9 protein-coding genes are annotated in these 6,023 nt (G+C 29.4%); all 9 read right to left on the bottom strand.

Translation table 11 applies throughout. The features are described from left to right. Positions 1–167: transposase (locus H8911_RS12985; RefSeq protein WP_186999754.1), on the bottom strand; the 167-nt coding region annotated here is incomplete at its 3' end. Positions 168–263: 96 nt separating this feature from the next. Continuing rightward, positions 264–647: a DUF3226 domain-containing protein gene (locus H8911_RS11520; protein ID WP_186999755.1), complete on the bottom strand. Its 384-nt coding sequence runs from the start codon at positions 645–647 to the stop codon at positions 264–266. After that, positions 647–1,738 (bottom strand): AAA family ATPase, encoded by a 1,092-nt coding sequence (locus H8911_RS11525; protein WP_186999756.1) that lies wholly within the window; start codon positions 1,736–1,738, stop codon positions 647–649. The genes H8911_RS11520 and H8911_RS11525 overlap by 1 nt, the downstream gene beginning before the upstream one ends. Positions 1,739–1,833: 95 nt before the next feature. Further along, on the bottom strand, positions 1,834–2,556 hold the full coding sequence (locus tag H8911_RS11530; RefSeq protein WP_186999757.1) for a hypothetical protein: 723 nt from the start codon (positions 2,554–2,556) through the stop codon (positions 1,834–1,836). A gap of 730 nt (positions 2,557–3,286) precedes the next feature. Beyond that, positions 3,287–3,580 (bottom strand): HIRAN domain-containing protein, encoded by a 294-nt coding sequence (locus H8911_RS11535; RefSeq protein ID WP_186999758.1) that lies wholly within the window; start codon positions 3,578–3,580, stop codon positions 3,287–3,289. Between the two features lie 44 nt (positions 3,581–3,624). Next, a complete protein-coding gene (locus H8911_RS12990; RefSeq protein WP_186999759.1) occupies positions 3,625–3,990 on the bottom strand; it encodes a DUF2752 domain-containing protein in 366 nt (121 codons plus the stop codon). Beyond that, entirely contained in the window at positions 3,971–4,909 is a 939-nt protein-coding gene (locus H8911_RS11545; RefSeq protein ID WP_186999760.1) for a GYF domain-containing protein, read from the bottom strand. Before H8911_RS11545 ends, H8911_RS12990 begins: the two co-directional genes overlap by 20 nt. A gap of 110 nt (positions 4,910–5,019) precedes the next feature. Beyond that, the gene (locus H8911_RS11550; protein ID WP_186999762.1) at positions 5,020–5,589 is read right to left on the bottom strand and encodes an RloB family protein; all 570 of its coding nucleotides are present in this window, start codon (positions 5,587–5,589) and stop codon (positions 5,020–5,022) included. Between the two features lie 50 nt (positions 5,590–5,639). Further along, the gene (locus H8911_RS11555) at positions 5,640–5,828 is read right to left on the bottom strand and encodes an AAA family ATPase (RefSeq protein WP_186999761.1); all 189 of its coding nucleotides are present in this window, start codon (positions 5,826–5,828) and stop codon (positions 5,640–5,642) included. Positions 5,829–6,023: the final 195 nt, after the last annotated feature.

A 6,023-nucleotide genomic window follows, 5' to 3' on the forward strand; every position in this document is an offset into this window, starting at 1 on the left:
GCCTGGTTGTTATTGGCTTTAGCTTCTTGCTTCCATCTGTATAAAGTACTATCTCCAATACCTAAATTTTTAGCACATTCTTTACGACTTAGTTCTGGATGTGTTAAACAATAATTGACAGCATTTTGTTTAAATTCTTGATCAAACTGTTTCTTTTTATTTGCCATTTTCTTTTACCTTCCTTTGTTTTTGAATCATCCTCTTTCTATTGTACCACTGGTGTAAATTTTCTCTTTTTGACTAGTCCTATTTATATGCTAACATCAAACTTTACACCATTCATTATTAACTATTGTATCGACTATTTTTCCATGTTGTTCACTGATGATTCGATTCATTTCATTTAAAAAATATGTTTCCGTATGATCATCATCTCGATCTGTAACAATCACAATTTTTCTATAAGCTTCTTCTATAGAACCCATCCAATTGCTTTTTAAAACATTTTCTAACATCGGAATTAAACGACTACAACTACCATCATGGCCAATCATTACATTATTCTCATTCTTTTTTAAGATTCGATTCCAACGCATAAATTTAATGTTAGCTCTGGAGTTTCCATCTTGCCAATGATGCACCGTTTTAAGATAGTATTGAATAAATAGGCAATCCGTTAAGCCTTCACATAAAATAACAGATTTCATTATCGTACCTCAATATCATAATCATCCATGGCTTCAATTGCTTCATAGCAAGATAATTTTCTTGTTAATGTAGAATCATCCTTCTTATATAAAGTGTAAAGATTCATTTTATCTTGCAATGTTGGATCACACTTTAAAACTTTATCAATTGCCTCTTTACTATGCGATGTAATGAACAATTGAATATTGAGTTTTACAGCTGTACTTAATATCCATGAAAATATTTTATTCATAGCTGAAGTATGAATCGAAGTTTCAAACTCATCAATCAATAAAATTCCGTTTTTTGATGCAATTACTGCACTCATTAATAAGATGGCTTTTTTCATACCATCCCCATACAATTCTAAAGGAATCGCTTCTTTATGATTTTTTGAAAGAATCATATACCTTTTTCTCCAAGCTGAATTTCCTTTTGAATCCACATTCAAACCGATTATATCCTCATCAAATTCTATCAATACGCCCAACATCTCTTGATATAATTCCACATTGTTCAAGACTTTACTTAAATAAAAATCATCATAAACATGTTTAAAAGACGATACTAAAGTGGTATTAATTAATTTCGTTTCCTGTTTTCCATTTGTAGCAAAACGATCATATTCAGAGTACTTTTCATTCAATAGTTCTTGACCATCTAAATCAATTTTTAAATTCATAAACTCCGTATCAATCATTTCATCACATTCACGAACTTTATTACTATACCCCATCATCTTACGCACTTCGCTATCCGGTAATAATTCAAAATAGTTCTCTTTAAAAAGATTAACGCTATGTGTCTTATTCTCTAATTTAAAACTATATTCAATTTTGGAAACTACCTCTTCATCCACCGGAAACAAATAATTCACTCTTTCAAATGTTGAAAAACTAGTCCTAACCATCCCTCTTACACTTCGAGTCGTAGAATATGCAAGATTTCGAACACTATCAATTCCTTTAAGAAAATTAATATTCTCTAATAAGCTCGTTTTTCCAGTATTATTATCACCAGTAATTATGTTAATATGATTCAAATCTTTTAATTCAAGATTATGAATACCTCTAAATCGGTGTATATCAAATTCTTGTAGATGAATTGCCATTATAAAACTCCTTTCATTTTTTTACTCTCTTCCTTAGTCATTCCGTTATCATAACTAATTATATAATATTATATTATTACCTTCCCCTTCAATATTTATCCTAACGTTCTATTTAATGAATTTGAATACTCTTGCAATGCCTCATTATATTTACGTTTATTACGCATGTGTAATTCATTGCTAAAAAAATATAAATTTGTTAATTCATCATATATGTATCCATTTATATAAAGTAAAAATCTAGCAAATTCTTTATCATCTAAATCAAATTCATACATAAATACATCAATTGACCATACCTTCTTTTCACAAATAAACTGGTTGACATATTCATTATCTACAGGTGGAAAAACTCCATCTGGTATATGTAAAAATTTTTTGCTTATATAAGAAATTACTGATTTTCCTAAATTAAAAGAATCAACCATTGTCACAATAAAATCCATTGTAGTATACGCACCATTGATAACAGTAATCAAAAAACTCCAAAAGCTTTCAATTCCGCAAGCTCCAACTCCATCAGGTTTATACCATATAATTGAAGTTAAATTAAACTGATTTAAATACTCTTCAATTGTGCATTGTTCAACAGGCACAATCCATTTTACAATGCCCTCTTCAACAATATATTTAACAGCTAAATAAACATTTTCTCCTCGCGTATAATGACATAGATGATTTTCTTTATCCATATAAACATCCAAAGGATTCAATCCTAGTTCATTTAATAAATCTGCTAAAGTTGTTGTTTCACAATATTCAAAAATAAAATTTTGTAACTCTTCTCCACAACCTTTATACACTACCTCTATTTTCACATTATCATCCTCATTTCCATAATATTTTTTACTGATACATATCATACACTTATTTGTCGGACATTAAAAAAATAAGCTTATCTATTTTATCACTATCTATTAACCTATACATTTCGATCCGATTTGTTCTATCGTTCGTTTTGTTAAGACGATTTTTAATGCTATTTCACCAAAAGTGTACAAAGAGTTCTCTATTAATAATGAAATTACTTTTTTCTCTGTTTTATTTAAACCGACACTTTATACATTTTTCTATTTTTCAAGCATCTAACTCAATAACAGTAAATATAGATATGAGAAAATTATTAGTGTTGATACTTTTAATTTTATAAAAGTACATTATAAATTTGCGATTTCTTAAATCATATACAAAGGAATATTGACTAACCAATCTTCTTTTTTTTATAGTTCTACATTAAAGTACATGTGCGAGGATCTGGCTTAAACTTTTCATAATACGTTTTTAAACTCTTAGCTTTACTTCTATTGGAACAATCAAATCTTATGTATCTACCACAAATCAATTTTACAAGACACTCTATCATTTGTATAGTAATAAACTTATAAACCTACAGCGTTTTTAATTCTTGGCAAACAAATTGCCCGGTTAACGCTCCTTTAAATTCAACAAATAAATGATTGCCATCAATCAATGCTTATTGATTGATTCCAGCCATACATCCAAGTAAACCCAGTTTGTACTTGTACATGAATTAGACGAAGGAAACTTTTATTCAATAAGTTCACAAATAACTCCTTTGTCTAATATGAATTTAACTTTACCACTCGCTTCTTCACTGATTTTATCATACAATCTTCCAGCACTATAGCTTTCTCCAAGTACTGTATAAGGACTATTGGCTACATAACCAATCTTTTCTAGTCCTGCAAGATTTACACTAATGGCTTCTTTATCATATTCATTATCTTTTTCTTTCTTTAAATAAACAATCATTTCTTTTTCTAGAAATGAATCGCCATAATAATGATGTAATCCTGTAACTGTAAAATATATGTTTGACATAAGTATGTCCTCCTCATATTTCCAAGTTACATCATTAATTGACATTATGCGTGTCTAAATAATAAATAAATCAAATTATTTTTTGAATAGTTCATTGGACTATTTGGAAAATAAAGAATCATACGGTATATATAATAGACAATCATGAGTGTACACCATATGATTAATATCATTTTTCTTTTCTCGGGTTTTAACAAGCATAGAACGCCACAAATTAGTGTTGGTATTAATAGAGCATGGTAATACAAAGATAATTGAATATTTCCTTTAAGAAGATAATACAGGCTTGTTTTCATGTTGCATCCTGGACATGGCAATCCTGTTATGAATTGAAAGGGGCATTTATAGAATAATAAAAGAAGGAATAGTATGAGAACTATTCCTAAATATCTAGTCTTTTGCGAAATCATTAATATGACTCTGAAGGATGCAAAAGGATACTAATGATAATTGAAGTATAGATAATACCATTAAAACGATACTATCATCACTTGGATGATGTCCATTACTTCTTGTAAGACTAGATACCATCTTACCAGCCTTCCATAAGTAGTATAATAAGTAGATTCCACATGTCACAATGCTTAATACAACAACAAGTCCTGGTTCAGCACCTTTTTCTTGGTTTTGACTTTCACATAAATCATTTAAGTCATGTGCAATTGTATATAGCCAATAAATACTATAAATGAAACAAGTAACTAGACTTAATACTACACATAGTCCAATACTCTTTTCTTTTACAACTCCAGTAGTAAATGAAAAACTTGGTTCTACACGCACTGTTTCGTTACCTGCAAGCTCGGTATTTTTTAATCTTTGCCAATCTTGCATGCCTGTTTTCCATACAAAACTATTTCCAGTTAATACACCGCTATCAATAAATCCTTTCATGTCTGATTCACTAAAAGGACCTTTAGAATCATTATTCTCTACATAATACCAATCATTCGAAGATGATGTAGAAATAAATTCATTCAATTCTGTATTCTCTAGTCTTTCCCAGTCTTTCATACTTGCCTTCCAAACTAGAGTACTACCATTGATTTCACCAGAAGTAATCTTAGTCTTCATCTCTTCTATACTGAATGATCCTTTAGAGTCATTGTTCGATACATAGTACCATTCTTTGACTGATGTAGTTGATTCATTCTCATTTACTGATTCCTCATTATTTGTATCAACTTCAGATTCATTAACTTCTTCTTCAATCTTATCCACGACTGTAACAGGTACAACAATATCTCCATCGACTTCTACCTTTGTTCCACAATTTGAACAAAATTTAGAATCATCACTTATTTCGTGCCCACAATTTTTACATAACATATTCAATCTTCCTCTCGATTAATTCAATTATAAAATGAATACTTTCTTAACTCAACCACTTAAGAAAAACTTAAGAAAATAAAGAATAGCTCAGATTATATATATACCAATTATTGCTCAGTATTTAAAAGTATCTCAACTATTTTATATACATCTGTATATGGAATTTTCTTAATCCGATCAATCGTTCCATTACTTTGATGATAATCTTCCAACTTTTTTGAATTTTCAATCGCTTGTTTTGAATTTCCTACAATCAGTTCAAAAACATCTTTACTTTTTGAATAATCTGAAATATAGGAATTTAAATCTCTAATAGCTTCATCATTCGAACAATATGGTTTAGTACTGTATCTAAAATGAAGAAGATACCAGACTTCAAAACATGGATTTGACAAATAAAGAGAAACATTATTTTGTCTAGCCAATTTAATGGCTGCTCTTAATTCTTTTTCCCTACCCTGTTTGAAATCAACATCAATAAAACATGCTAAGATATCTCCTTGTTTTAAATCTAATTCTTCTTGTTTAGCTGTTTTTAACAAGTCGCGAATAACACCTTCGGGATCGGTATTGTTTCCTTTAGCAACATTAATTTTATATTCACTTTGAGTTTGGTTAAAAGCTGTAAAATAATTTTTTTCTGTTTGATTACTTCCTTCCGTTCCGATTAAAATGATTTTTTTAGGCTTTTTTGAATATTTTCCTCTTTTCTTTTACCCTACTCTTTTTACCATTCAATATCCTTTAAATTTACAAATGGCATGGCACCATATCTTCCTTGCAAATACCCTTTTTGAATGTTTTCTGATTTTCTAGGTGAGAATTCATCCAGTGAATATAAATCAGAAACGCCAGTTTTATTATTTTTTTCAACAGAGTAAATTTGATCGCGTCTAAATAAATTTAAATCTAACAAACTAATTTCATGAGTATTAAAAATTAATGTGAGTACCCATCTAACGACCCCATGCACTAAATAGACATCGATATTGTCAATATAACAGGTACTATATCCTTGTACAAAGGATGGTGCTCGTTATGTATTACAAAAGAAATAATAAACGTTTGTCTGTTAGTGGTCGTGGAGACTATATGTCTACTTCTGATTTCA

It is taken from the genome of Holdemanella hominis (assembly GCF_014306155.1).
Classification (GTDB): Bacteria; Bacillota_I; Bacilli_A; order Erysipelotrichales; family Erysipelotrichaceae; genus Holdemanella; species Holdemanella hominis.